21 protein-coding genes are annotated in these 25,434 nt (G+C 52.7%); 6 read left to right on the top strand and 15 right to left on the bottom strand.

Going from position 1 to position 25,434, the window contains the following annotated elements; all coding sequences use genetic code 11:
• Window positions 1-4 precede the first annotated feature (4 nt).
• The 6 genes from pta to maeB form a co-directional block, all read right to left on the bottom strand.
• Window positions 5-1,021 (bottom strand): phosphate acetyltransferase, encoded by a 1,017-nt coding sequence (gene pta, locus OGY01_RS00955; RefSeq protein ID WP_045445998.1) that lies wholly within the window; start codon window positions 1,019-1,021, stop codon window positions 5-7.
• Window positions 1,018-1,821: an ethanolamine utilization cob(I)yrinic acid a,c-diamide adenosyltransferase EutT gene (eutT, locus tag OGY01_RS00960; RefSeq protein ID WP_284096367.1), complete on the bottom strand. Its 804-nt coding sequence runs from the start codon at window positions 1,819-1,821 to the stop codon at window positions 1,018-1,020. The genes pta and eutT overlap by 4 nt, the downstream gene beginning before the upstream one ends.
• A 9-nt stretch (window positions 1,822-1,830) precedes the next feature.
• On the bottom strand, window positions 1,831-2,532 hold the full coding sequence (gene eutQ, locus OGY01_RS00965; protein ID WP_048220848.1) for an ethanolamine utilization acetate kinase EutQ: 702 nt from the start codon (window positions 2,530-2,532) through the stop codon (window positions 1,831-1,833).
• On the bottom strand, window positions 2,510-2,989 hold the full coding sequence (gene eutP / locus OGY01_RS00970) for an ethanolamine utilization acetate kinase EutP (protein WP_045446006.1): 480 nt from the start codon (window positions 2,987-2,989) through the stop codon (window positions 2,510-2,512). Before eutP ends, eutQ begins: the two co-directional genes overlap by 23 nt.
• Before the next feature lie 12 nt (window positions 2,990-3,001).
• Entirely contained in the window at window positions 3,002-3,337 is a 336-nt protein-coding gene (eutS, locus tag OGY01_RS00975) for an ethanolamine utilization microcompartment protein EutS (protein WP_003037995.1), read from the bottom strand.
• A 284-nt stretch (window positions 3,338-3,621) separates the two neighbouring features.
• Window positions 3,622-5,901: an NADP-dependent oxaloacetate-decarboxylating malate dehydrogenase gene (gene maeB, locus OGY01_RS00980; RefSeq protein ID WP_286492256.1), complete on the bottom strand. Its 2,280-nt coding sequence runs from the start codon at window positions 5,899-5,901 to the stop codon at window positions 3,622-3,624.
• Between the two features lie 404 nt (window positions 5,902-6,305).
• On the opposite strand from maeB, the gene tkt reads away from it, so the two are divergent.
• Complete coding sequence (tkt, locus tag OGY01_RS00985) at window positions 6,306-8,300, top strand: transketolase (RefSeq protein WP_286492257.1); 1,995 nt, start codon at window positions 6,306-6,308, stop codon at window positions 8,298-8,300.
• Here tkt and OGY01_RS00990 read toward each other — a convergent pair.
• The 3 genes from OGY01_RS00990 to aegA form a co-directional block, all read right to left on the bottom strand.
• Window positions 8,290-9,333 (bottom strand): DUF1176 domain-containing protein, encoded by a 1,044-nt coding sequence (locus OGY01_RS00990; protein ID WP_045446013.1) that lies wholly within the window; start codon window positions 9,331-9,333, stop codon window positions 8,290-8,292. The two genes, tkt and OGY01_RS00990, sit on opposite strands and share 11 nt — an antisense overlap.
• Before the next feature lie 124 nt (window positions 9,334-9,457).
• Window positions 9,458-10,033, bottom strand: a complete 576-nt coding sequence (gene nudK / locus OGY01_RS00995) for a GDP-mannose pyrophosphatase NudK (RefSeq protein ID WP_045446016.1) — start codon at window positions 10,031-10,033, stop codon at window positions 9,458-9,460.
• 201 nt (window positions 10,034-10,234) lie between these two features.
• Complete coding sequence (aegA, locus tag OGY01_RS01000) at window positions 10,235-12,205, bottom strand: formate-dependent uric acid utilization protein AegA (protein WP_045446019.1); 1,971 nt, start codon at window positions 12,203-12,205, stop codon at window positions 10,235-10,237.
• Window positions 12,206-12,468: 263 nt separating this feature from the next.
• Between aegA and narQ the strand changes: the two genes are divergently transcribed.
• Window positions 12,469-14,145, top strand: a complete 1,677-nt coding sequence (narQ, locus tag OGY01_RS01005) for a nitrate/nitrite two-component system sensor histidine kinase NarQ (RefSeq protein WP_045446024.1) — start codon at window positions 12,469-12,471, stop codon at window positions 14,143-14,145.
• A gap of 205 nt (window positions 14,146-14,350) precedes the next feature.
• Complete coding sequence (gene acrD / locus OGY01_RS01010; RefSeq protein ID WP_286492258.1) at window positions 14,351-17,464, top strand: multidrug efflux RND transporter permease AcrD; 3,114 nt, start codon at window positions 14,351-14,353, stop codon at window positions 17,462-17,464.
• Between the two features lie 67 nt (window positions 17,465-17,531).
• Here acrD and ypfM read toward each other — a convergent pair whose 3' ends face one another.
• Window positions 17,532-17,591 (bottom strand): protein YpfM, encoded by a 60-nt coding sequence (gene ypfM / locus OGY01_RS01015; RefSeq protein ID WP_001386977.1) that lies wholly within the window; start codon window positions 17,589-17,591, stop codon window positions 17,532-17,534.
• Window positions 17,592-17,978: 387 nt separating this feature from the next.
• Between ypfM and OGY01_RS01020 the strand changes: the two genes are divergently transcribed.
• From OGY01_RS01020 to OGY01_RS01030, 3 genes are read left to right on the top strand one after another with little or no spacing between them, the layout of a single operon-like run.
• Entirely contained in the window at window positions 17,979-18,335 is a 357-nt protein-coding gene (locus tag OGY01_RS01020; RefSeq protein WP_045446030.1) for an ArsC family reductase, read from the top strand.
• Window positions 18,336-18,338: 3 nt separating this feature from the next.
• Window positions 18,339-19,466 carry a succinyl-diaminopimelate desuccinylase gene (gene dapE / locus OGY01_RS01025; protein WP_045446033.1) on the top strand — a complete coding sequence of 376 codons (1,128 nt, stop codon included), beginning with the start codon at window positions 18,339-18,341 and terminating at the stop codon, window positions 19,464-19,466.
• A 27-nt stretch (window positions 19,467-19,493) separates the two neighbouring features.
• Window positions 19,494-19,694: a YpfN family protein gene (locus OGY01_RS01030; RefSeq protein WP_003835080.1), complete on the top strand. Its 201-nt coding sequence runs from the start codon at window positions 19,494-19,496 to the stop codon at window positions 19,692-19,694.
• 79 nt (window positions 19,695-19,773) lie between these two features.
• Here OGY01_RS01030 and ypfH read toward each other — a convergent pair whose 3' ends face one another.
• From ypfH to bamC, 5 genes are all read right to left on the bottom strand, one after another.
• Entirely contained in the window at window positions 19,774-20,472 is a 699-nt protein-coding gene (gene ypfH, locus OGY01_RS01035; protein ID WP_045446036.1) for an esterase, read from the bottom strand.
• A gap of 85 nt (window positions 20,473-20,557) precedes the next feature.
• Window positions 20,558-22,561, bottom strand: coding sequence for a tRNA(Met) cytidine acetyltransferase TmcA (locus OGY01_RS01040; RefSeq protein WP_286492259.1), 2,004 nt, complete (start codon window positions 22,559-22,561; stop codon window positions 20,558-20,560).
• 15 nt (window positions 22,562-22,576) lie between these two features.
• Window positions 22,577-23,443 (bottom strand): KPN_02809 family neutral zinc metallopeptidase, encoded by an 867-nt coding sequence (gene ypfJ, locus OGY01_RS01045; protein ID WP_045446047.1) that lies wholly within the window; start codon window positions 23,441-23,443, stop codon window positions 22,577-22,579.
• Window positions 23,444-23,571: 128 nt separating this feature from the next.
• Window positions 23,572-24,285 carry a phosphoribosylaminoimidazolesuccinocarboxamide synthase gene (purC, locus tag OGY01_RS01050; protein ID WP_045446050.1) on the bottom strand — a complete coding sequence of 238 codons (714 nt, stop codon included), beginning with the start codon at window positions 24,283-24,285 and terminating at the stop codon, window positions 23,572-23,574.
• Between the two features lie 110 nt (window positions 24,286-24,395).
• On the bottom strand, window positions 24,396-25,430 hold the full coding sequence (gene bamC / locus OGY01_RS01055) for an outer membrane protein assembly factor BamC (RefSeq protein ID WP_045446053.1): 1,035 nt from the start codon (window positions 25,428-25,430) through the stop codon (window positions 24,396-24,398).
• Window positions 25,431-25,434: the final 4 nt, after the last annotated feature.

The raw sequence follows: 25,434 nt of genomic DNA on the forward strand, positions 1-25,434 counted from the left end.
GGACCTAAACAACCAGTGTTTGTGAGGCGCGTTCACGACTCACGTCAGTCTGGCGCGGCACTGCTGCCACCAACGCCAGTTCGATAATTTCCTGTACGCTGCAGCCGCGGGAGAGATCATGGAGCGGTGCGGCAAGCCCCTGAATCAGAGGCCCTACTGCTCGATACCCTCCCAGACGCTGGGCGATTTTGTAACCAATATTGCCTGCCTCAAGCGATGGAAAAACCATCACATTGGCATTGCCCTGCAACGGGCTGGCCGGTGCTTTTTGCGCCGCAACATCCGGTACAAAAGCGGCATCAAACTGCAATTCACCATCAACGGTAAGCTCTGGTGCACGTTCACGAACAATGTCCGTAGCCTGCTGCACGTTAGCAACGTTGGGGTGACGGGCACTGCCATTACTTGAAAACGAGAGCATTGCGACGCGCGGCTCTTCGCCGGTAATCGCTTGCCAGGTCTGCGCGCTGGCGATGGCAATATCTGCCAACTGGGCTGCAGTGGGTTGCGGCACGACACTGCAATCAGCAAATCCTAATGACGGTCCGAGATACTGCGGCAGCATCAGGAAAATTGACGACAGCGTTTTACAACCCGGCTGTAATCCGATAATGCGTAACCCCGCACGCAGCACGTTCGCTGTTGACGAGAGGTTGCCCGCAATACAGACGTCGGCTTTACCCGCGCTAACCATTGCGGCAGCGAACATCAGCGGATCGTTGAGTTTCTCAAGCGCATCCGGCGGCGTTTTTTCACCAGCACGCGCCAGCCAGCGCAGCGCAAATTCTTCACGCATTTGCAGGTTGCTTTGCGGGTCGATTACCTGAATGCCATCCATTGCCACGCGGTGGCTGAGAGCAAACTGGCGCAACGCAAACGGACTGGCGACGAGAATGGGATGTGCCAGACCGTGCTGATGCAGGTAATTCGCAGCTTTCAGCACCCGAACATCCAGCGCATCCGGGAACACCACCCGCGCAGGTGAGCGCAAGGCGAGCTGGCGAGCACGTTCAATGATCATTGCTTCTCCCCCAGTCGCTGTTGGATTTGGCTGATACTCAGCGGATGCTTCGCCACGCTCAGGATCATCATCACGTAGACCGTGCTCGACAGGCGGTTCAACGCTTGCAGAATGTCCGGTCGCAGTACTTCAAAACTGCGGGTGATAAATACCTGGGCCGCCACTGTTTCTGTTTCACGGACTTTGGTTCGCAGCAAATTGAGCAGCGCAGCATCACGACCGTGGCTGGCTTCAGGCACCAGATGGTCGTGATCGAGATAGCGCAGCGGCTGATGCGAAAGCCGGTGCAAATCTTCATCGCTTAAACCAACAATGGCTTGTGCTGCCAGCGGCTCATCCATGGCGTCTGCGCGCATAATGTTGCCCAGACGCGAGCGAATATCCGCCAGCCACGGCTGCCACTGTTCAGGCAGTTCAATCTGTAACCACACCGCCAGGCCGATGGTGCTGTCCAGCGCCGCGCGAAATCCCAGGCGCGGGTCACTTTTGGCGACCATCTTGTCCGCCGTCAGATGCGTCAGCGTGTCAGGTTTCTTCGCCACCGGTTGATGACACAGTTCACAACTCGCCAGTGAGTGCGTATCACTGCTGGTTAAACCATGCACCGGTTGCAGTTGCTGTTCTTCGCCATCAATAAACAGGCTTCCCTGCTCGTCGATAAACTTAATCCGCAGATGTCGGCCTTCCAGCAATTCCCGGGCAGATGGCGTCAGGCGAGCGTCAGCGGGGAGATGAATTTCTGCCCCTTCGCTGAGCGTATGATTTGCTCTGAGCCATGCTTCGGTAATGAAATCCTTCATACATCCGCCTTAGCAGGACTGCCAGTTCGCAGGCCATGCCACATACAGGAATTTCACCGTTGATGGCGTACCGAACTCAATGCTGGAGCCTTTCGGGATAAACATCACATCCCCGGCCCTGGCAATCATGGTTTCGCCTTCATGACGAACGTGCAGTTCGCCTTCCAGAATCATGTCGATTTCGTCGTAGTTCAGCGTCCATGGGAAAAAAGCGTTATCCCACTGCATGAAGCCAGCGGCCATGCTGCTTCCGTCCTTGTCGGTCACTAAGTCGGTTAAGCCGACGCAATGCGGCTGTGCGCCATCAAAACGACCAAACTTCACGCTGCTGCCATCAATGACTTTTACGCCACCTTTGCCAGTAACCGAGGTAAAGCTTGGCTGCATTCCGCCCTGCTCCAGCGACTGTTTTTCCTTCATGACTTTGTCCATCAACTGCGCGACCAGGCTTTCGGTAAACTGCCCTTCCGGCAGTTGCGCAATGATGGTCTCGCGAATGCGCTGGCTTTCCGTTTTGCCATCATCCACCGAAGCGGGTGCAGGCGAGGTTGCCGGAGCGGATTCGTCGCATTCAGTGATTGTGACGCCCAGCAGCTCCGCGACTTCGCGAGCCTCTGGGGTGATGATGCTGGCGCGCAGAACAACCGACATTTCCTGTTCGCCGCGTGCGTGGGCCGCACGAATATCATTAGCTGTGATGAGTTTTTTCACCTGCCCTTTCCTCCTTTTGGCTGAGCTCAGTCAGATAATCCACCAGGTGCTGCACGCTGCGCGGGTCATGGCTATTGAGTTCGAAAATCGGCTCCTGGAACCCTATCCCGCGAAGTAGCTGTCGCGTTGCGGCGACGTCGGCATCCGGCATGTCCGTTTTACTGATAACGGCGATTTGTCGTTTACTGGCGCCGATATCCAACAGCCCGGCAGGTAAGCGACTTTCTTGATCATTTGCCGCGTGTATATAAATCAACGTATCAACATCCTGCAGCGTGGTAATTAAGGCGTGATACCAGCGCGGATGGCTAAAATATTCTCCCGGCGTATCGATATCGCCGTTTTCATTAAACTCAACGGCCTGCGTTTTCCTGGCGAGAGAATAATTTCCCTGTAGCGCATTGAAGAGCGTTGTTTTCCCCGCCCCAACCGTACCGACAAAAGCAATACGTTTCATTGCCGCCTCTGATTAACTTTTTGTCAGGTTGCACAAAGTGAAATTTAATAACCGGCCCAGACCACTCACTGTCTGCAATAATGCCTCTTCCACCGCGCCTACCGAGCCGTAGATCACCAGTGCGCCGCTAAATCTATCGAGAAAACCGATGTGTACATCTGCGGCCTTCATGGCTAAATCACCGGCAATCATTGCCGTTTCGCCTGGCGTTAAGGTCATAATGCCGATAGCGCCCGCTTCGGGAACGCCGATCTTTTTCGCCAGTTCTTCGCCTGGGTGCGCAATCAGATGCGCCAGCGTGACCTGTTTCCCCGGCACAAATTCCTGAATGATGCGTTCTTTTTCCATTGCTCACCGCCTCTGCTGAAACTGTCCTCATCGTGGCAATTTTTCGTCAGAGTAAATAACAAAATTCGGCAAGGTGGTTTAAAAGGTGAAGTAGATCACTAAGAGAAGAGAAATAAAAATACCCGTCACACTTCAAATTACAGGTTCGGTGGCTTTCTTACTCATACCAGCCACTTACTTTAGTAAGTTCATGGTATTCGCTGCATCGTCGCCTTTCTGGAATTCGAATTATTTAGAGTATGAAGGCGCGGGAGAAACCCGCGCCGAAAATAATTAAAGTGAAATTACAACGGTTGTGTTTGAGCTTCGACTACTGCCAGCGCCACCATATTAACGATACGACGAACAGAGGCGATTGGAGTTAAAACATGTACCGGTTTGGCTACACCCATCAGCACCGGTCCTACCGTCACGCCTTCAGAGCTGGAAACACGCAGTAAGTTGTAACTAATACGCGCGGCTTCCATATTCGGCATCACCAGAATATTAGCGGAGCCTTTCAGCGGGCTATCCGGCATCCGGTCATTACGAATACTTTCCACCAGTGCAGCATCGCCGTGCATTTCACCGTCAATCATCAGATCGGGTGCGCGCGTTTTAATAAGCTCGAGCGCTTCACGCATTTTGTTGGCCGACGGACAGTTTGACGAACCAAAGTTGGAGTGCGACAGCAGCGCCACTTTCGGTTCAATGCCAAACCGACGCACTGTTTCTGCCGCCATAACTGCAATTTCTGCCAGTTGCTCCGGCGTCGGGTCATCGTTGACGTACGTATCAGCGATAAAGGTGTTACCGCTTGGCAACAGCAGCGCGTTCATTGCACCTGCCGTATGAACGCCATCACGGTGACCAAACACCGCTTTTACCACGCTGAAATGCTCGTGATAGTCGCCGATTGTTCCGCAAATCATCGCATCCGCTTCACCGCGTTGCACCATGATCGCGCCGATCACCGTAGTGTTGGCGATCACCGCACGTTGCGCCTGCTCCTGAGTAATTCCACGACGCTTCATGATCTGGTAATACTCACTCCAGTACTCTTTAAAGCGCGGATCGGATTCATTATTGACGATCTCAAAATCGATACCCGCTTTGATCTGCAGTCCTAACTTCTGGATACGCATTTCGATCACGCTCGGACGACCGATCAGGATCGGCTTCGCCAGACCTAAAGTGATCAGTTCTTGCGTTGCATGCAGAACACGAGCCTCTTCCCCTTCGGTCAGCACAACACGCTTCGGCGCTTTGCGTGCCAGAGAGAAAATCGGCTTCATAAACAGGTTGGTTTTGTAGACAAACTCGGTCAGCTTATCGATATAAGCATCAAAGTCGGCAATCGGGCGCGTTGCGACACCAGAATCCATCGCCGCCTTCGCCACCGCCGGTGCGATCTTGACGATCAAACGCGGGTCGAACGGTTTAGGAATAATGTATTCCGGGCCAAAGCTCAAATCCTGATCGCCATAGGCGGAAGCCACCACTTCGCTCTGCTCGGCATGCGCCAGTTCAGCAATGGCATGTACAGCGGCCAGCTTCATCTCTTCGTTGATGGCGGTAGCCCCGACGTCCAGCGCACCGCGGAAGATGAACGGGAAGCACAGTACGTTGTTGACCTGGTTCGGGTAGTCGGAGCGACCGGTGCAAATGATGGCGTCAGAACGTACCTCTTTTGCCAGTGGTGGCAGAATTTCCGGTTCCGGGTTTGCCAGCGCAAGGATCATTGGCGCACGCGCCATCTTCTTGACCATCTCCTGCGTCAGCACTTTCGGGCCGGAGCATCCGAGGAAAATGTCTGCGCCGTCGATCACATCATCAAGAGTACGCTTACCGTCATCCACCACCGCGTAAGCTGCTTTGGTTTCCGCCATATTCGGTTCGCGATCTTTATAAATCACACCTTTGGAGTCGCAGACCACGATGTTGTGCTTCTGCATACCCAGCGCAACCAACAGGTTCATACAGGCAATCGCCGCTGCACCTGCGCCAGACACCACCATGCGCACATCAGAGATATTCTTTTCCACCACCCGCAGGCCGTTCAGGATGGCTGCAGTGCTGATGATCGCCGTTCCGTGCTGATCGTCATGGAACACCGGAATATTCATGCGTTCACGCAACTTTTGCTCAATGTAAAAACACTCTGGTGCTTTGATGTCTTCGAGGTTGATGCCGCCAAACGTCGGTTCAAGGGCTGCCACCACGTTGATAAATTTGTCCGGGTCGAGTTCATCGACTTCAATGTCGAACACGTCAATTCCGGCAAATTTCTTAAAGAGAACGCCTTTACCTTCCATCACTGGTTTGCCAGCCAGCGCACCAATATTGCCCAGCCCCAGTACCGCAGTACCGTTGGAGATAACCGCGACCAGGTTGCCGCGCGCGGTATATTTGTAGGCCGCTAGCGGATCCTTTTCAATCTCCAGACACGGAGCTGCAACACCTGGCGAGTAGGCCAGCGCAAGATCACGTTGGGTGGCAAGAGGTTTGGTCGGAGAAACCTGAATTTTACCTGGTACTGGAAATTGGTGGAAATCGAGGGCGCTTTGTTTTAACTGGTCATCCATCTTGTTGTTCCTTTCACGTATCGATCAAAAAAGTGGCGCAGGTAACCCTTCTATACCCAAAATAATTCGAGTTGCATGAAGGCTGCAAGGGAGTGAATCCCCAGGAGCATAGCGAACTATGTGACTGGGGTGAGCGAGCGTAGCCAACGCACATGCAACTTGAAGTATGACGGGTATATTGAGCCGCACATTATCGCCTCAGTCAGCGGCATAAACTTTGAAGGTCGCCAAACTCTCACTACTCAAAGAAAGAATTTGTTATCAATTTATAACAACCATGTTACCTGCTTAAACCAGCAATACCATGCTTGTCTGCTATGCTTTTTGCGTATTCGCCCGCAATTTTCCCAAAAGTGTGAATTAACACACGCATCTAACGCTTTACTTTTCAAGGAGTATTTCCTATGACCCGTAAAGAGCTTGCCAATGCCATTCGTGCGCTGAGTATGGATGCCGTCCAAAAAGCTAACTCTGGCCATCCCGGCGCGCCGATGGGTATGGCCGATATTGCCGAAGTACTGTGGAACGATTTTCTCCGACATAACCCAACCGATCCCACCTGGTACGATCGTGACCGATTTATCCTGTCGAATGGCCACGCCTCAATGCTGCTTTACAGCCTGCTGCATCTTTCCGGCTATGACCTGCCGTTAGAGGAGTTAAAAAACTTCCGACAACTGCACTCAAAGACACCAGGGCACCCAGAAATTGGCTACACGCCGGGCGTGGAAACGACCACCGGGCCGTTGGGTCAGGGATTAGCAAACGCGGTCGGGATGGCGATAGCCGAGCGTACGCTGGCGGCACAGTTTAATCAGCCGGATCATGAGATTGTCAGCCACTTCACCTGGGTTTTTATGGGTGACGGTTGCCTGATGGAGGGGATTTCTCATGAGGCGTGTTCACTGGCGGGAACGCTGGGACTTGGCAAGCTGATTGGCTTTTACGATCACAACGGTATTTCTATTGATGGTGAAACCAAAGGTTGGTTTACCGATGATACTGCGAAGCGCTTCGAAGCATATCACTGGCATGTCATACACGAGATAGACGGTCACGATCCTGAGGCGGTGAAGAAAGCCATTCAGGAAGCACAAAGCGTAACCGATAAGCCGTCACTAATAATCTGTCGGACTATCATTGGCTTTGGCTCACCGAATAAGGCCGGAAAAGAAGAAGCACACGGCGCAGCACTGGGGGAAGAAGAAGTTGCGCTGACCCGTCAGAAGCTGGGCTGGCATCATCCTGCTTTTGAGATCCCTAAAGAGATTTACCGGGCCTGGGACGCGCGCGAAAAAGGTGAAAAAGCACAGCAGAGCTGGAACGAGAAATTCGCCGCCTATCAACAAGCCCACCCGGAACTGGCCGCAGAGTTTACCCGCCGGATGAGTGGCGGGCTGCCAAAAGAGTGGGAAAAAACCACTCAGAAATACATCGCGGAATTGCAGGCTAACCCGGCCAAAATCGCAACCCGGAAGGCGTCGCAAAATACCCTGAATACTTACGGCCCGATGTTGCCTGAACTGCTTGGCGGTTCAGCAGATCTGGCCCCCAGCAATTTGACCATCTGGAAAGGTTCGACATCCCTGAAAGACGATCCAGCCGGGAACTACATTCACTACGGCGTGCGCGAATTTGGTATGACCGCCATTGCCAACGGTATTGCCCACCACGGTGGTTTTGTCCCATATACCGCGACCTTCCTGATGTTCGTTGAATATGGCCGTAATGCGGCACGAATGGCTGCGCTGATGAAAGCGCGGCAAATCATGGTCTATACCCATGACTCCATTGGGCTGGGGGAAGATGGTCCCACCCATCAGGCCGTCGAGCAGCTTGCCAGCCTGCGCCTGACGCCTAATTTCAGCACCTGGCGTCCATGCGATCAGGTTGAGGCGGCAGTCGGCTGGAAACTGGCGGTAGAGCGCCATGATGGCCCAACGGCGCTAATCCTCTCCAGGCAGAATCTGGCACAGGTTGAACGTACCCCTGAACAGGTAAAAGAAATTGCCCGCGGTGGCTACATACTGAAAGACAGCGGCGGTAAACCGGATGTGATCCTGATTGCCACCGGTTCAGAAATGGAAATTACGCTACTGGCAGCAGAAAAACTGACGGGAGAAGGCCGTAACGTTCGTGTCGTCTCCCTTCCCTCAACAGATATTTTCGACGCCCAGGATGAGGCGTACCGGGAATCAGTCCTGCCTGCAAGCGTGAGCGCGCGCGTGGCGGTGGAAGCAGGAATTGCGGATTACTGGTACAAGTATGTCGGTCTGAAAGGTGCGATTGTCGGCATGAGCGGCTACGGAGAATCTGCGCCGGCGGACAAGTTATTCCCCTTCTTCGGCTTTACGGTCGATAACATTGTCGAAAAGGCGCACCGCGTACTTAACGTGTGATCCACAGCGTGGGCCAGGCATCAGGTCCATGCCAGTTATCACAGCTGGGCTCCTGCGCATAGCGCACCAGACGAAAACGCTGGCCGTCAAAACGCCAGCGCGTCTGGATCCCACAGTCCGACATTCCACGTCCCTTAGCGAGAGTGACCAGTTCGCGCGATTTTTCATCAAAAACAGCGTTCGTCAGCTCCATATCGTTACTTTCAGCGTCCGTCCTGAAAGGCAAATTCAGACGTACCGCGCGCGAACTCAGCGGCTTTGTACGCGAAACAATCCATGCCAGATCGATAGTGTTATATGCACCCGCTTCACAGCCGATCATCAGCAGAGCTTTGTCATCGGTTAATGCCGAAACCCGCACTTCACGGCGCATAGGGTCGAGCGAACAGCGGATACCGTTTATCCGCCAGTTCCCGTAATCCAGCAGTTCACTGCGCTCTTGTTGAGAAAGCGGTGTTGGTGTTGGGTTGACGACGGCTACCCCTTTCAGGGCCGGAGCTGGAGGTACGCTAAGCGGCGGCTCGTTACCCTTTTCGATCCAGGCAGTTTCACTTCCAACGCGTTTTTGCTGGGCGTCAATAAACAACAGCGCGGCTTTCAGCCCTGCCAGCGAAATGGTTTGCACGCCTTTTTGCAGAGTAATCGCCTGGGCGTTCTGAACTGTCTGTAAAAAGGCGCTAATGGTGGCAGGATCATCGGTCATGAGTTGCCAGGGGGAAATGCGCCAGTGTTCGCCAGTCAGCGGTAGCGGTTGGCCGTCCATCAGCAGGCGCGGCGCAATATCAGCTTCTTTGGCATCAGGGGTATCCAGACCGCCCAGCTCAATACGCAAAACCGCATCGGTATGCGCTCCGGCACTCCGACTGAGGGTCATCACCAGGCCATGATGTTCACCGGTGTTTCGCGCCACGCAAAAATTCTGGTTATTGCAGGTTACCTGCCAGTCGGAAAATACCTGCTGTGCAGGTGCCGCCCACAGAAAGTGGGCCGGTAGCAGACCAAGCAGAAAGATGAAAATAACGCGATAGCGCATGGACGGTACAACCCCGAAATCAAAACAGACAGCCTAATCGGTATCTTCCTTGCGCTACTGATGAGGCTCAATAAGAATCGTCGGATTGGACTGTTATTTTGTAAAGAAATATAAACCCCGTAACCTAATCCATCAGATGCGACGATTGCAGATAGTTAAGCAATAGCACCGTTTTGCCGTCACGGATCTCCCCGGTTGTGATCATCTCCAGCGCTCGGGTGAATGGTAGTTCCAGGACTTCGATATCCTCGTCTTCAACGCCCCCGCCCGCATTGGCACGCTGGTTGTCACTGTACTGCGCGATAAAAAAGTGGATCAATTCCGTCAAGCCGCCTGGCGACATGTAGAGCTCAAAGAGTTTACGCACCTCACCAACTTCATATCCGGTCTCTTCGATCGCTTCTTTGCGAATACAGGCTTCAGGTTCATCGTTATCCAGCAGCCCGGCGCAGGTTTCGATCAGTTGTCCGCTTTCGTTACCGTTCACCCAGGTGGCGACGCGAAACTGACGAATCAGCACGACGGTTTTTTTCTCCGGGTTATACAGCAGAATAGTGGCGCCATTACCGCGATCATAAACCTCGCGTTTGTGACGAATCACCTCGCCATTGCTGCGGGTCAGATCGTAAGTAATATTGCGCAGGATGAAGTAGTTATCAGAAAGGACTTTATCTTTGATGAGGGTAATTTGTTGCGACATACCGGCTCCACGGCGAGAAGTGAGAAATAATACTACGCCGTGAAACCGGGTTTGTCTTGACCCCAGGCTAGTGAGATTTGACTGATTTTATATCCGTCATACTTCAAGCGACGGGTTTGTTGGCTGTACTCAGAAACCCCGGTCACATAGCTCTCTATGCATCTGGGGATTTCTTCTTTTGCCGCCTTCCTGCAACTCGAATTATTTAGGGTATATGCCCAGCCAGTCGACGATCCCCTGCGCTGCATGTCGCCCTTCTGCCATTGCAGTGACCACCAGGTCCGCACCACGTACCGCATCACCACCAGCAAAGATCTTCGGATGAGTCGTTTGATAACGATAAGCGCTCTCGACATCAGCAGCAATCCGGCCCCAGTCATCAACCTTCACACCATGAGCCTCCAGCCACGGCATACCATGCGGATGGAAACCAAACGCCATAATGACTGCATCAGCGGGCATCACAAATTCACTTCCCGCGATCGGTACCGGGCGGCGACGTCCCTGCGCATCAGGCTCGCCGAGCTGTGTGCGTAAGAAACGTACGCCACTGACGCCCCCATCGGCATTCAGCATCAGCTCAACGGGCTGGACGTTAAATTCAAAGTTAGCCCCCTCTTCGCGTGCGTTTTTTACCTCTTTTTTCGAGCCAGGCATGTTGGCTTCATCACGACGATAAGCACAAGTCACCTGGCTTGCACCGTGGCGTAGCGCGGTACGTACGCAATCCATCGCCGTATCACCGCCTCCCAGCACCACAACGTTCAGCCCGGCGGTATCAATAAACGGCTCCTCCGGTAGTTCATCCAGCCCCATCACCTGCTTGGTATTAGCAATCAGAAACGGCAACGCATCATAAACGCCCGGCGCGTCTTCGTTCGGCAGATCCGCTTTCATAGAACGATAGGTCCCTACGCCCACAAACACGGCGTCATAATCGTCCAGTAGTGATGCCAGCGTTACGTCCTTACCCACTTCACAGTTAAGCTGGAAATTAATCCCCATAGCGCTGAAAATTTCACGACGACGCACCAGTAACGATTTATCCAGTTTGAAGGCCGGAATACCAAACGTCAGTAAGCCACCAATTTCAGGATGGCGATCGTACACGGTGACGCTGACGCCGTTGCGCACTAACACATCCGCACAAGCCAGACCGGCAGGCCCTGCGCCAATAATAGCGACACGCTTATCCACTTTTTGCACATCGCCTAAATCAGGCCGCCATCCTTTACTCAGCGCCCGGTCAGAGATGTAACGTTCAATATTCCCGATAGTGACCGCACCATGCTCGTTACGCACCGTACATGCCCCTTCACAGAGCCGATCCTGAGGACATACCCGCCCGGTAATTTCCGGCAGACAGTTGGTCTGGTGAGAAAGCTCCACTGCTGCATCAATATTTCCTGCTTTCACCAGCTCAATCCACTGGGGAATATGATTGTGCAGTGGACACGTCCATTCGCAGATGCTGTGTTCACCACACTTCAGGCAGCGGGAGGCTTCCCGCTCGGCCTGTGCCGTACGAAATGGCAAATAAATTTCATCAAAACTGGTTTTACGTGCCTCAATCGCCAGCTTATCTGGCTCGCCGCGCGGCGGAGTAGCCTGCATCTGCTCGCGTTTGGTGATCATGTGGGAGGTAAAATCGGTCGCCCTGGCATGCCAGGGCTGGCTCTCCAGACTGGCCGTGCGCAGTCGACGTGCTTTTGACAGACCGGTGAGCGAAGTTTGCGTCACCAACTGTAGCGCTTGCGCCGGACAGTTTTCCACGCAGGCCGGTCCCTCTTCACGTCCCTGACACAGATCGCATTTATGCGCTGTCGCTTTCACCTTTCCTTTCGCAACGGGAGTAAGTACGATCTGCATCGTGCCAAAGGGACAGGCAACGACGCAGGATTTACAGCCGATACACTTTTGCGAATTTACCTGAATGCTGTCATTGTCATGGCTGATTGCACCGTTTGGACAGCTTCTGGCGCAAGGTGCATCCTCACAGTGGTGGCAGGTCACCGCGCTGCGTTGATGCTGATGTTTAATGACCGTAATTCGGGGCTGAAAATGCCGTTGGCTCAGGACATGCTGCTCACCATTATGGGCCATGACACAGGCGACTTCGCAGGCATAGCATCCCAGGCACTGTTGGCTATTGACCATAATAAAACGATTCATGGCTTCCTTCTTTTTTGGTTGCAAAAACCTTATTCTTTATATGACTGTTGTTATTAACCGACCCTGAAGAGGGCGGCAATGTTCATTTGCCCAGGAAGCACAACTATTTATCCAGAACCTGTGGCAGATCAATTTATTTCATCGCATATGAAATTGCGTTTCAGTTACCATCCTGTTTCAGGCGATTTTATTAACATTTATCAAATACATTGAATCGTTTTAGCTGTATCAAAGCGCTACATGTATTGTGTGAGGATGCGCAAGTGACGGTAAAACGTCCGGTATCGGCCAGCCTGGCCAAGGCTTTTTTCTACATTGTGCTGCTGTCAATTCTCTCAACGGGCATTGCACTGCTCACACTGACCAGCAGCTTGCGAGATGCGGAAGCCATCAATATTGCCGGTTCATTACGCATGCAAAGCTATCGGCTGGGTTACGATCTACAAAGCAACAGCCCGCAACTCAGTTCACACCGTGAGTTGTTCCAGCAGGCGCTAAACTCTCCAGCATTACAAAATCTGAACGCCTGGTATGTGCCGCAAACGGTAAAAAGCCGCTATGGACATCTGCATGCAAACTGGCTGGAAATGAACTCCCGACTGATAAGTGGCGATTTGAAATGGTATCAAACCAATATCAACAACTATGTTGATCAAATTGACCTCTTCGTGTTGGCGTTACAGCATTATGCCGAGCGTAAAGTGAAACTGGTTTTTGGGATTTCACTGGCAGGCGGGATCGGAATATTTACTCTGGTGTTCTTTACCCTACGGCGTATTCGCCAGCAGGTAGTTCGTCCACTCAATAAGCTGGTGATGGCCAGCCAGCACATTGAACACGGTCAGTTTGATATCCCGTCGCTGGACACTGATTTGCCTAACGAACTGGGATTGCTGGCTAAGACCTTTAGCCAGATGTCGAGTGAGTTGCATAAGCTGTATCGTTCGCTGGAAGCCTCTGTGGCTGAGAAAACGCACGATCTCCACGAAGCAAACCGCCGCCTGGAAGTGTTGTACCAGTGTTCTCAGGCGCTGAATACCAGCCAAATCGATGTACACTGCTTCCGGCATATTTTACAAATTGTCCGCGAACACGACGCTGCGTATTTCCTGGAACTCACCGTCGGTGATAACTGGCGTATCAGCGAGGGGACGGAAAGCCATGACCTGCCAATGCAGATCCTGCCGGTCATGATGCAGGATACCGTTTACGGTGAACTTCACTGGCAAAGCCCCAATGTGCATGCCTCCACACCGCTGTTGAACAGCGTTTCGACCATGCTGGGGCGCGGGCTGTACTTTAATCAGGCGCAGAAACATTTTCAGCAGTTATTGTTAATGGAAGAGCGAGCGACCATCGCACGCGAACTCCACGACTCGCTGGCGCAGGTACTCTCCTATTTACGCATTCAGCTCACGCTGCTGAAACGCTCGATCCCGGAAGATAACGCCCCGGCGCAGAGTATCATGGCGGACTTTTCTCAGGCGTTGAACGATGCTTACCGCCAACTGCGCGAGCTGCTCACGACCTTCCGTCTGACCTTGCAGCAGGCCGATCTGCCCTCCGCCCTGCATGAAATGCTGGAAACCCTGCAAAATCAGACTTCGGCTAAACTGACACTCGATTGCCGATTACCAACGCTGGCGCTGGATGCGCAAATGCAGGTGCATCTGTTGCAGATCGTGCGTGAAGCTGTGCTTAACGCCATTAAACATGCCAGTGCGACCGAAATTGCCGTCAGTTGCGTGACTGCACCGGATGATAACCACACTGTGTATATCCGGGATAACGGCATCGGAATTGGTGAGCCTCATGAGCCTACAGGACACTACGGTTTGAATATTATGCGTGAGCGGGCAGAAAGACTTGGCGGCACGTTGACCTTCTCCCAGCCCTCCGGAGGCGGAACGCTGGTGAGCATCAGCTTTCGATCGGCATAAAGGGAAAGACAACTCATGTAAACAACGATAAAACGCCGGATAGTCCAGGTGCAGGCCAGACGGCGTTGGCACAAAAGGTACGCTGTAAACGCGCATGATAATTTACATTATCTTCTTTTTTTCTCCACGTTTGGCCCGTACCTTGCCGCTACAGTGAAGCAAGTCATACCCATTATTATATGCAGAAACACGAGGTCCCCTTTTAATGGCGAATTTTTTTATCGATCGCCCCATTTTTGCCTGGGTGTTAGCTATCCTGTTGTGCCTGACAGGAACCTTGGCTATTTTTTCGCTGCCCGTTGAGCAATATCCCGATCTCGCTCCGCCAAACGTGCGCGTGACTGCGAATTATCCTGGTGCATCAGCACAAACTCTGGAAAACACCGTGACCCAGGTTATCGAGCAGAACATGACCGGCCTCGATAATCTGATGTATATGTCATCACAAAGCAGCGGGACGGGTCAGGCGACGGTAATGCTTAGCTTTGTAGCAGGAACCGATCCTGATGAAGCCGTGCAGCAGGTACAAAACCAGCTGCAATCGGCAATGCGTAAGTTGCCGCAGGCGGTACAGGATCAGGGGGTAACCGTGCGTAAAACCGGGGATACCAATATTCTGACCATCGCTTTTGTCTCTACTGACGGCTCAATGGACAAGCAGGACATTGCAGACTACGTCGCCAGTAATATTCAGGATCCGCTCAGCCGAATTAACGGCGTGGGAGATATTGACGCCTACGGGTCACAATACTCCATGCGTATCTGGCTCGACCCGGCCAAACTTAACAGCTTCCAGATGACCGCCAAAGATGTGACCGATGCTATTGAGTCACAGAATGCTCAAATTGCCGTTGGCCAACTTGGTGGTACACCTTCAGTGGACAAGCAGGCGCTGAATGCGACGATTAATGCTCAGTCATTGCTACAAACGCCACAACAATTCCGCGATATTACGCTGCGCGTCAATCAGAACGGTTCAGAGGTTAAACTGAGTGATGTGGCAACGGTCGAAATGGGGGCCGAGAAGTATGACTACCTCAGCCGGTTTAACGGAAATCCCGCATCTGGTCTTGGTGTTAAACTCGCCTCTGGCGCCAATGAAATGGCAACGGCCGATCTGGTTATCAATCGCCTCAATGAGCTGTCTCAGTACTTCCCTCATGGTCTGGAATACAAGGTGGCATATGAAACCACCTCTTTTGTAAAAGCTTCGATTATTGACGTGGTGAAAACGCTGCTGGAAGCCATTGCGCTGGTATTCCTGGTGATGTACCTGTTTTTGCAAAACTTCCGTGCGACGCTTATTCCCACGATTGCTGTCCCCGTCGTCTTAATGGGCACCTTCTCTGTGCTCTATGCCTTTGGCTACAGTGTTAACACATTAACGATGTTTGCAATGGTGCTGGCAATTGGCCTGCTGGTTGATGACGCCATTGTGGTGGTGGAAAACGTCGAGCGAATCATGAGCGAGGAAGGTCTCTCGCCGCGTGAAGCAACACGAAAATCGATGGGGCAGATTCAGGGGGCGTTGGTTGGTATCGCCATGGTGTTGTCGGCAGTGTTTATCCCGATGGCCTTCTTCGGCGGCACGACCGGGGCAATTTACCGTCAGTTCTCGATTACGATTGTCTCAGCGATGGTGCTCTCGGTACTGGTGGCGATGATCCTGACTCCTGCTCTGTGCGCCACGCTACTCAAGCCGCTGCATAAGGGCGAACACCACGGACAAACCGGATTCTTCGGCTGGTTTAACCGCATGTTTAACCACAACGCCGAACGCTATGAGAAAGGTGTCGCCAGAATCTTACATCGCAGCCTGCGCTGGATACTGATCTACGTGTTGCTGCTCGGCGGAATGGTGTTCCTGTTCCTGCGGCTGCCAACCTCTTTCCTGCCGCTGGAAGACAGGGGTATGTTCACCACTTCAGTACAGTTGCCCAGCGGCTCCACCCAGCAGCAGACGTTAAAAGTGGTGGAAGAAGTGGAGAAGTATTACTTCACCCATGAAAAAGACAACATTATGTCAGTCTTCTCCACGGTCGGTTCCGGCCCTGGCGGAAATGGACAAAACGTAGCGCGAATGTTCGTCCGCTTAAAAGACTGGGATGAGCGTGGTACCACTACCGGAACCTCATTTGCCATTATCGAGCGCGCCACAAAAGCCTTTAACCAGATTAAAGAGGCTCGCGTCTTCGCCAGTAGCCCTCCGGCCATTAGCGGCCTCGGTAGCTCTGCCGGTTTCGATATGGAATTACAGGATCATGCCGGTGCGGGTCATGATGCGTTAATGGCGGCACGTGACAAGCTGATTGAGCTTGCAGCTAAAGACACCTCCCTGACCCGCGTACGCCATAATGGTCTGGACGACAGCCCGCAGTTGCAAATTGATATCGACCAGCGTAAAGCCCAGGCGCTGGGGGTTTCGATTGATGATATCAACGATACATTGCAGACGGCCTGGGGCTCCAGTTACGTCAATGACTTTATGGACAGGGGGCGCGTGAAGAAGGTTTATGTACAGGCGGCAGCAAAATATCGCATGCTTCCTGATGACATCAATCTCTGGTACGTGCGCAATAATAGCGGCGGCATGGTGCCCTTCTCAGCATTTGCCACCTCGCGCTGGGAGACAGGTTCGCCGCGCCTGGAACGCTATAACGGTTACTCTGCCGTCGAGATCGTAGGGGAAGCCGCGCCCGGCGTCAGTACTGGTACAGCAATGGACGTAATGGAATCCCTGGTCCATCAGTTGCCGACTGGATTCGGCCTCGAATGGACGGCAATGTCATATCAGGAACGACTTTCTGGTTCCCAGGCCCCTGCTCTGTATGCCATTTCACTGCTGGTGGTATTCCTGTGCCTCGCCGCGCTGTATGAAAGCTGGTCTGTTCCATTCTCCGTCATGCTGGTCGTACCGTTGGGGGTGATTGGCGCCCTGCTGGCAACCTGGGCGCGGGGTCTGGAAAACGATGTGTATTTCCAGGTCGGGTTATTAACAGTTATCGGGCTTTCGGCCAAAAACGCGATCTTGATTGTTGAATTCGCCAATGAGATGAATGAAAAAGGGCACGATTTGCTCGACGCCACGCTGCATGCGTGTCGCCAGCGCCTGCGTCCGATTTTGATGACCTCTCTGGCGTTTATATTCGGGGTGTTACCGATGACCGTCAGCAGCGGTGCAGGCTCCGGCGGTCAACATGCGGTTGGTACCGGCGTGATGGGCGGAATGATTTCAGCCACAATTCTGGCTATTTACTTCGTCCCACTGTTCTTTGTACTGGTGCGCAGGCGCTTCCCTCTGAAGCCAAAACCGGAATAACACACAAAAAAGGCGACTTACAATAAGTCGCCTTTTTTTATCCTTTTCAGGATTGTCTGCCAGAAATTTATTTACGAAGCATCACTTCGATAAAGTCTTTCCAGTTCCCCAGTTCACGTTCAATCATAACAACCTCTCTTATTATTATGGATATTCTACAAAATCATTCTCTTTCAAAGAAGATAATTTAATCGATAGTTGTGATTACATTCTCCAGTGCTGGGGGTCATGTCATCACTATGCGCCATACCCATAAATTTTATGTGACTTACTGCAATATTTTGAAATATTCATACATCATCTACTACTCTGGCAATTCTGATGGAAAAACAGTCTGATGCAAAGAGGTAAAATCTGAATTCCAGTTCAGTGAGAGTTTCGGAACTTTCAGGAATCATTATTCACTGTTGTTCAACAATGTTATATTTTTCTATAACGATTGAATGACAATATGTATTATCAGGGATCACAAAGCACAAGAATAAATATTCAAATTACGTTAATAAGGATTCAAATGATCACCCTCTACGGCATTAAGAATTGCGATACCATTAAAAAAGCCAGGCGCTGGCTGGAAGCTCACGGGATCGACTATCGTTTCCATGATTATCGCGTCGATGGTCTCGACAACGCGCTACTACAATCCTTTATCAGCGAGTTAGGCTGGGAGTCACTGCTCAATACGCGTGGGACCACATGGCGTAAACTCGATGAAGCAACGCGTAATCAAATTACCGATGCGGATGCCGCCGCCTCGTTGATGATTGAAATGCCAGCAATTATCAAACGCCCATTGCTCTGCGCGCCGGGTAAGCCTATGCTGCTGGGTTTCAGTGAATCCAGTTATATGCAGTTTTTTAATGAGGTGTAGTCTATGTCGTGCCCGGTTATTGAGCTGACACAGCAGCTTATTCGCCGTCCTTCCCTGAGCCCGGATGATGCCGGGTGCCAGGCGTTAATGATTGAACGCCTGCGCGCGGTAGGTTTTACCGTTGAGCGTATGGATTTTGGTGACACACAGAATTTTTGGGCATGGCGCGGACAAGGTGAGACGCTGGCATTTGCCGGTCACACTGACGTAGTGCCCGCTGGCGATGTTGATCGCTGGATTAATCCGCCATTTGAACCGACGATCCGCGACGGTCTGCTGTTCGGGCGTGGCGCTGCTGATATGAAAGGCTCGCTGGCGGCGATGGTTGTCGCAGCCGAGCGCTTCGTCGCCCAACACCCTAACCACAGAGGCCGTCTGGCGTTTTTAATCACTTCAGACGAAGAAGCCAGCGCCAAAAATGGCACCGTTAAGGTTGTTGAAGCGCTGATGGCGCGCAACGAGCGGCTGGACTATTGTCTGGTCGGCGAGCCGTCCAGTACGGAAATCGTCGGTGACGTGGTTAAAAATGGGCGTCGGGGTTCACTGACCTGCAACCTGACCATTCACGGCGTGCAGGGTCACGTAGCCTACCCGCATCTGGCCGATAACCCGGTTCACCGCGCAGCGCCAATGCTGAATGAACTGGTGGCGATCGAGTGGGATCAGGGCAATGAATTCTTCCCGGCAACGAGCATGCAAATTGCCAATATTCAGGCAGGAACCGGCAGCAACAATGTTATCCCTGGTGAACTGTTTATCCAGTTCAACTTCCGTTTCAGCACTGAGTTAAATGACGAGATGATCAAATCCCGGGTGCTGGAATTGCTGGATAAGCACCAGTTGCGTTACACCGTTGACTGGTGGCTCTCCGGCCAGCCATTCCTGACCGAGCGTGGCAAACTGGTGGATGCAGTGGTGAACGCCATTGAGCACTATAATGAAATTAAACCGCAGTTACTGACTACAGGCGGAACGTCCGACGGGCGTTTTATTGCCCGCATGGGGGCGCAGGTGGTTGAACTTGGTCCGGTCAATGCCACCATTCATAAAATAAATGAATGCGTTAATGCCGCCGACCTGCAACTGCTTGCCCGAATGTATCAACGTATCATGGAGCAACTCGTCGCCTGATGAGTGGCCCTGTAAGAGGAAATGAGCATGGACTGGCTGGCTAAATATTGGTGGATTTTAGTGCTGGTGTTTCTGGTAGGCGTATTGCTGAATGTAATTAAAGATCTCAAGCGCGTCGACCACAAAAAATTTCTCGCGAATAAACCGGAGCTTCCCCCGCATCGTGACTTTAACGATAAATGGGACGACGACGACGATTGGCCGAACAAAGACCAACCGAAAAAATAACCCGTAGGCCGAATTATACGCGTAGCGTTGCCATCCGGCACCCGCGCCTGATGGCGCTACGCTTATCTGGCCTACAGGGTTACATCATCTCAATGACATCATCATCGTTTGGTTTCCCCCCACTTAACGCTTCATCGAAATAGTGCTTCGGCACAGTAAAGCGCAAATGGTCGAGAGCAAACTGCATGCTGCGATCGTCAATGGCGTGACCCAGGTTTTCAACGATATCCAGCGTCACATCACCGCCCGCGCGAATTAACGCGTCCTGAGCCGCAACGGCGTGAGATAACTCAATCACCCGGTCTTCACCACCGTGAATCAAATGTACTGTCGTGGCCGTCGTTGCCACTTCCGGCAAACTGGCGTAACGACCATTAAAGGCAATCACCCGTGATGCCAGTCCAGGCTCGGCTTTGATGCTTTCAAGCGACATAATAGCCCCCTGCGAAAAGCCTATCAGTGCAGTTGCCCCAGGTGCGACGCCGCTCTGTTTTTGCCAGTAGCGAACGGTTTCGATAAATACCGGCATGATAGCGTCAACACGTTCCTGACGGTTCTCTTCCGTTACGCCCTGAACGGAAAACCATTGACGCCCGGAGGTTGAAGCATATGGCTCAGCACCGCCTATACTCACTATCAGCGCATCCGGAAACAAAGGTGCAAACCAGGATCCTATCTCTCCCATGGCAACAGGGTTATCGCCTACGCCATGAAACAACAGCAGCAACTGTTGCGCGGGTTTATCGGGGCTTTGAACAACAAAATGGTCATGTTTCATGGCGATCTCCTTAACTGATGAGCGTCATTCTACGCCGCTTAATCGCAATGACCATGCCAGGAAATTGAAGAAGTTAGTGAAAAAATTACCATTGCATAATGCGATTATGTAGCCGTTGTTCGCGTTCATTATCCAGTTGCGCTAACGCCTGCGCCGCCTCTGCACGCTGAAGCAGTAACAATGCTTTACGACCAGAAACGTTCAGTCGCTCGCACAGTTGTGCGTCAGTGCAGTGCTCTTGTAAACGTCCTCGCAGCGCCGGGAGAGGAAGCGTACTGTTCTGAAGCAGGCGACTCAGACAACCCAATGAGGTAAGTAGTGGCCGATGTGCAAAGGCAAATCCCGCCAGTTCTTCCCAGTCATCATCATTAAGCGTAGTTTCTTTCAGTGGGGATACCGGAATGGCCTCGTCATTCCACTGAGCCAGAATCACAGCGTCACGACGCAAGCGCAGGTTCTCCCTCTCAGCGAGACGCCTCCCCGCCTCACTGATGGGCAGTAAAGCCATTGCGGTGTAGCACCCGCTGCTGGCTTCCCGGTGGTTCCCCATACGAACCAACACAAAGCCACAACGCTGCCAGAAACGCCATAGCTCTTGCGTATAACCAAAACTGACGGAGAGGTAATCACACTGCGTGGAATAGCGATGGGCCTGCATAATCAACTGTTGCCCTATACCTTCCCGCTGGCGCGCGGGGTGAACCGCGATACGGCTGACACGACGTCCAGTGAGCGTCGCCGCCAGCGGATAACATCCGTGGGCAGCCAGAGACTGAGCCACCAGATTCCCTCTTGGTCGACGGTGCCCGGCAAAGACAGCCTGACTTAATTCTGCGGATAATCCTCCTTCGTCCACCAGCCAGACGGCACCAGCCACCGAGTCCGAGGCCGATGCCTGAAGAAAATGCTGACCTGGCGCATCCATCATCCGGCGAAGATCCAGCGGTGAGGTGCGATAATGCGCCCCGGAAAGCAACTGATATACCGCCAGCGGCAGATTCGGCCTGGTGCGCCAGGCATTCGCTTCAAACGTGGAAAAACGGATCTCTCCCCGAGGCGAATGCATAAAAGTTTCGTCATCGAATACCAGTGCATCGCTGACGACTTTTTCCAACGGACACCCCTGCGCCCACCGGACGGGCTGCTGTAACTCATATCGGCGCAGCGCCGGGAAACGGGCGCAGAATTTTAACAAGAACCCTCTGCCGGTTCCCTCATAACCCTGAACTGTAGTCGTTAACAACGTGCGGGGAAAACGCGAAACCAGTTGATGCAGCAACGGTGCGGGAATGGCAGCGGCCTCATCAACAATAAGCCAGTCTGCGGTTTCAGTCCCGGCTAACAGCGCATCCGGGGCCATAAAGCGGTAACGCTCACCGGCAAAGCGTGCCAGCACATCGGTTGCCGCTTTAGCGGGCGCAGTAACAATTGCCGTTCCCTTCATGCGTGAAATCAACTGCCCTGCTAAGGCTGATTTACCCCGACCACGTGCTGCAGTCACTGTTACCACACCACAGGGCATAGCCAACAGATGTTGTAAAATCGCCGCCTGCTCAGGCTGAGGCTCCCCATTCGCGGCTTGCCAGCCAGCACGTTCAGGGAAATGCGGGCATGAAAATAACTGATTCTGCAGCCAGTGCAGAGCTTGTCTGTCGCGAGTGATGACCCGTTTGAAGTGTTCGACAAAGTGTGGCGTTGGGATGGGTTGCGCGCAGTCACTCCAGCGCAGCGAATCTACATCCGGATGTGTCTGCCAGCTGTTCCAGGGGGGCGTCAGCAACACCAGCCAGCTCCCGGCATACAGCGTACCACTTAATGCGGCAAACGCTGCGGCGTCAAACCCAGACCGCGCATCAAAGACTGCATGACGAAATTCACGTCCCAGTAACGTTTGCAACGCCTGTGGCGTACAGCCCGGCTCTGAGGGAGGCTCTGCACCAACCCACAGCCAGTCGCCGGGTAATGTATCGCGCAGCGCTAACGCCTGCTCCTGACACCAGAGTCCCTCGCCACTGATAATCAGCAAACGGCGGATCCCTTCCCGGGTCATTTGTTCAGTTAGCGCACGCAGCGCGATGTAGTCAGACATCCCTGCCTCAATATCTTACATGCCTTTACCAAAGGTATTGCATTGCGCCGGATCGCCGCTATCAAAGCCTCGCTTAAACCAGGTAAGACGCTGTTCAGAGCTCCCGTGCGTAAAGCTGTCCGGCACCACCCGTCCTTGCCCCTGCTGCTGCAGGCGATCGTCGCCAATGGCCTGTGCGGCGTTCAACGCTTCTTCCAGATCACCTGATTCCAGCACACCTTGCTGTTGCATACTGTGCCCCCAGACGCCGGCAAAGCAATCCGCCTGCAGTTCCATACGCACGGAAAGTCGATTCACTTCAGCCTGTGAGGCGTTCTGTTGCATCTGGCGAATCTTTGGCTCGATACCCAGCAGTTTCTGCACATGGTGACCCACTTCATGCGCAATGACATAGCCCTGAGCAAAATCACCATCAGCGCCCAGCTTATTTTTCATGTCGTCATAGAATGAGAGGTCGATATAAACAGTACCGTCAGCTGGGCAATAAAACGGTCCCATAATGGACTGACCCACTCCGCAACCGGTACGCATGGAACCACGATACATCACCAGCCTGGGTTGCTGATAGGTACGGCCCATTTTTTCAAACTGCTGCCCCCAGGTATCTTCCGTTGTCGCCAGAATCACCGAGGTAAATTTGGCTGCTTCATCATCGTTGGGACTGATGGAGCGCGTTGATTGTTCTTGTGAAACGGGTTGGCCTGTCATTAATCCGGTGAGATCCACGCCGTAATACCCTGCCACGAGCACCACAATCAGCAGGATGATGCCGCCTTTACCACTTGGCAAACGAAAACCTGGCCCGCCCATAGAAGGACCGCCACCAGAGCTATTACGTCTGTCTTCTACATTGTCACTTTCACGACGCCCTTGCCAGCGCATAATCACCTCAACTTTTTATTCATTATGATGATGATCGTAGGCGGTTCGGAACAGGATTACCATAAGAAACAGTAATCAAATAGGTATGATTGATGAGCCGGTGAGCGATCGCCGGCTCGAAGGAGGGATCAGTCTAACTTCACGCCCAGGCGATGCGCGACGGCTTCATAGGCTTCGATCAGGCCGCCCAGACTCTGGCGGAAGCGATCTTTATCCATTTTATCCAGGGTTTCTTTATCCCACAGGCGGCTACCATCCGGAGAGAATTCATCACCCAGAACGACTTCGCCTTTATACAAGCCAAACTCAAGTTTGAAGTCGACCAGAATCAGGCCTGCGTCATCAAACATTTTCTTCAGCACGTCATTGGCCTTGTAGGTCAGCTCTTTCATACGTGCCAGATTCTCTTTGCTCACCCAACCAAAAGTTTCGCAGTAAGAATCGTTAATCATCGGGTCGTGCATTGCATCATTTTTCAGGAACAGATCAAACAGCGGCGGATTCAGTTCAATACCTTCCTCAACGCCTAAACGCTTCACCAGAGAACCTGCCGCACGGTTACGCACCACGCACTCAACCGGTACCATCTCCAGTTTTTTCACCAGACATTCGGTATCAGAAAGCAGTCGCTCCATTTGGGTAGGAATACCCGCTTCTTCCAGCTTAGTCATAATGAAATGGTTGAATTTATTGTTCACCATACCTTTACGATCAAACTGTTCAATGCGCGCGCCATCCCCTGCTGACGTATCATTGCGGAATTCGAGCACCAACAGGTCCGGGTTTTCCGTGCTGTATACGGTCTTCGCTTTACCACGATACAACTCAGCTTGCTTTTGCATCTTTATTACTCCTGGGTGTGAATTAACGATAAATATTGCGCTTTTCTGCTGACGCACACGTTTGCGTATCATATCAGAAAAAAAGGCTGGATTACTCCAGCCCTTTATTTTTACTTACTGAAAGCTGCCTGGAAGACGGCAACCAGCGCGTCGTTCTGGCTTTGCGTCAGGGTGTGTCCCTTCGGATCGATAAACTGCATACTGCTGCGGTTGTCTAAATCACCGACCTGCAGTTTGTAGTCACCGGATACCAGACCCGGATCGGTTGCGCCCAGTTCCTGCCAACCGCTGTCAGACAGTGGTTTGTAGGTCACGGCGAAACTGCCCTGAGAACGGGTGCTGTCGGTCACTTTCATGCCCACTTTCTCAAGAGCCGCCGGCAGACGTTGCCACACCACGTTGAACGGTCCACGAACGACCAACATCGGTAAACCGGTGTCATCGGCAGCACTCTGGACATCCATAGTTGCTGCAGAGCGGTTCTGCGCGGCATTCGCAGCATCGGTGGCGTTCTTATCCAGACCCGCAGAGATGACGTTCATCATCTCAGCGCTATAGCGCTGCATTGACGCCGCATCAGCTACTGGCTTACCGGCCTGTTCGAGGTTAACCAGCTTCACCGTCACCGCTTGCTGATAGCCCTGCGGTTTAACCGAGATTTGATAACGTCCACGGTACTGTTCGTCTTCATCCAGACGGTTCCAGTCAACCCAATCGGTAGTCAGCGTCTGGCTGGCATCATCGCGTTTGGTGATAGTGTAATTTTTAGACTGAATCACGCTGACAACCTGCGGCCACAGAGTGTTGGCACGGCCATTTTCCACCAGCAATGTTGCCGTATCACCCGCAATCTGGGTACGTGCGCCACTGACTAATGCTAACGGCTGAGCCGGTGGGCGAATATCCAGCGCTTTACCCACGGCACCACTGCCGTTAGTAACCGGGATATTATAGTCACCTGCGGTTATCGGCAGAATCATCCCAGCTGGCGCGTGAAGCTCAGCAAGCGGTGCAGCCTCCAGATAGGATTCGTCACCGCTCACCTGGCGCTTATAGCGCGAATCAGAACTACAGGCCGCGAGCAACATAACAAGCGAAACACCCGCAACCTTGGCCAGGCGCGACTTTTGTACTGAGTAAGCCATCAAA

Source organism: Citrobacter sp. Cm038, assembly GCF_030333105.1.
GTDB lineage: Bacteria > Pseudomonadota > Gammaproteobacteria > Enterobacterales > Enterobacteriaceae > Citrobacter > Citrobacter murliniae.

What these genes read in the sequence shown, in the direction of transcription:
- eutS (WP_003037995.1), bottom strand. Translation starts at nt 3,337, where the DNA reads ATGGAAAAAGAACGCATCATTCAGGAATTTGTGCCGGGGAAACAGGTC.
- nudK (WP_045446016.1), bottom strand. Translation starts at nt 10,033, where the DNA reads ATGTCGCAACAAATTACCCTCATCAAAGATAAAGTCCTTTCTGATAAC.
- purC (WP_045446050.1), bottom strand. Translation starts at nt 24,285, where the DNA reads ATGCAAAAGCAAGCTGAGTTGTATCGTGGTAAAGCGAAGACCGTATAC.
- acrD (WP_286492258.1), top strand. Translation starts at nt 14,351, where the DNA reads ATGGCGAATTTTTTTATCGATCGCCCCATTTTTGCCTGGGTGTTAGCT.
- ypfH (WP_045446036.1), bottom strand. Translation starts at nt 20,472, where the DNA reads ATGAAACATGACCATTTTGTTGTTCAAAGCCCCGATAAACCCGCGCAA.
- pta (WP_045445998.1), bottom strand. Translation starts at nt 1,021, where the DNA reads ATGATCATTGAACGTGCTCGCCAGCTCGCCTTGCGCTCACCTGCGCGG.
- eutT (WP_284096367.1), bottom strand. Translation starts at nt 1,821, where the DNA reads ATGAAGGATTTCATTACCGAAGCATGGCTCAGAGCAAATCATACGCTC.
- OGY01_RS01040 (WP_286492259.1), bottom strand. Translation starts at nt 22,561, where the DNA reads ATGTCTGACTACATCGCGCTGCGTGCGCTAACTGAACAAATGACCCGG.
- ypfJ (WP_045446047.1), bottom strand. Translation starts at nt 23,443, where the DNA reads ATGCGCTGGCAAGGGCGTCGTGAAAGTGACAATGTAGAAGACAGACGT.
- aegA (WP_045446019.1), bottom strand. Translation starts at nt 12,205, where the DNA reads ATGAATCGTTTTATTATGGTCAATAGCCAACAGTGCCTGGGATGCTAT.
- OGY01_RS01020 (WP_045446030.1), top strand. Translation starts at nt 17,979, where the DNA reads ATGATCACCCTCTACGGCATTAAGAATTGCGATACCATTAAAAAAGCC.
- OGY01_RS00990 (WP_045446013.1), bottom strand. Translation starts at nt 9,333, where the DNA reads ATGCGCTATCGCGTTATTTTCATCTTTCTGCTTGGTCTGCTACCGGCC.
- tkt (WP_286492257.1), top strand. Translation starts at nt 6,306, where the DNA reads ATGACCCGTAAAGAGCTTGCCAATGCCATTCGTGCGCTGAGTATGGAT.
- dapE (WP_045446033.1), top strand. Translation starts at nt 18,339, where the DNA reads ATGTCGTGCCCGGTTATTGAGCTGACACAGCAGCTTATTCGCCGTCCT.
- eutP (WP_045446006.1), bottom strand. Translation starts at nt 2,989, where the DNA reads ATGAAACGTATTGCTTTTGTCGGTACGGTTGGGGCGGGGAAAACAACG.
- bamC (WP_045446053.1), bottom strand. Translation starts at nt 25,430, where the DNA reads ATGGCTTACTCAGTACAAAAGTCGCGCCTGGCCAAGGTTGCGGGTGTT.
- maeB (WP_286492256.1), bottom strand. Translation starts at nt 5,901, where the DNA reads ATGGATGACCAGTTAAAACAAAGCGCCCTCGATTTCCACCAATTTCCA.
- OGY01_RS01030 (WP_003835080.1), top strand. Translation starts at nt 19,494, where the DNA reads ATGGACTGGCTGGCTAAATATTGGTGGATTTTAGTGCTGGTGTTTCTG.